Origin of the sequence: Kitasatospora sp. NPDC093102 (assembly GCF_040683915.1) — a bacterium.
Taxonomy (GTDB): Bacteria; Actinomycetota; Actinomycetes; order Streptomycetales; family Streptomycetaceae; genus Kitasatospora.
Window position 1 is genome coordinate 1 of sequence record NZ_JBFBFA010000153.1, and the last position, 1,051, is coordinate 1,051.

The 1,051-nt window shown below is 75.3% G+C and carries 1 protein-coding gene; it reads left to right on the plus strand.

The features are described 5' to 3' along the window. Positions 1 to 300: 300 nt before the first annotated feature. Positions 301 to 1,051 (plus strand): hypothetical protein (locus AB0O11_RS39425; RefSeq protein WP_363397464.1); only part of this gene is annotated, 751 nt, incomplete at its 3' end.

Below are 1,051 nucleotides of genomic sequence, written 5' to 3' on the forward strand. Positions count from 1 at the left end.
CCGGACGCGGCAGCATCGCGCCCACCGGCCGGTGACGTGGCGGCCGGCGGGAGCGGCCCGGAAACAAACCCGGCGGGAGCGGCCGCCGGCCGGCCGGATTCCGGTGCGAGGCACGCCGGGCCCCCGGCCGCGGAGGACGGTGAGACGGAGGGTCTTGCGTCGGAGGACCCGGCCGCCACCCACACGCCCGGGGCTGTGGTCGATGCGCCGGCCGTTGAGCCGGTCGTTGAGCCGGTCGGGGTGCGGATGGAACTGGACGGGGAGGGCGGGGAGGTGCCGCCCGTCGGGGTCCTCCCCTTGGTGGATCCGATCCCCGGTTCCGGAGTGATGGGCGAGAGCGGGCCGGTGGGCGGGGAGACTGAGGAGCCGTTGCCCGGTGGGGGGTTGGGGGACGGTTTCGGGGGTGAGGAGATCGTCCGTGCGGTCGGCCTGTTGGAGGAGGCGAGGTTGCGGCTGCCGCCGGGGACGGTGTTCGGGGAGGACCCGGATGTGCTGGCCGTGGCCGGTGTCTACCGTCATGCCCTGCACACGCTGCTCGAGGGTGCGGACGCGTTCCCCGTGGACACCGACTTCCACGCGGTCGCCCTGGCCGAGGCGGCCGACCGCGCCCGGGACCTTGCCCACGCCCGCGCCCGCGGCGCGGGCAGCGGTCCTGACGCCACCGCGGCGATGACGGACACCGTATCCGGGACCGTGCCGCTCCCGCCGGGCCCACGAGGCGCGGAGCCGCCCGCGCACCACACCGGTGACGCCGGCCGGCCCGCTGACACCGTGATGCCGGCGTCGGCTGACGCGATCGCGGCGGGGCCCGTGGGTGAGGGTCTGCCGACGGGTGGGGAGGCGGGTGCGGTGACGCGGTTCCACCGCCGGATCCCCGACCACCCCTTCACCGTCCACGCCGGGGCCACCACGATCCACTGCCACGGCCTGACGATCGTCATCCCGCCGTCCAAGCAGGGGAGTTTCGGCGAGCAGGATCTGACGGGTGTGCTGCGGCATACGGACGGGGTGTGGCGGGTGCGGTTCACCACGCCCGACGGCGGTGAGTTTT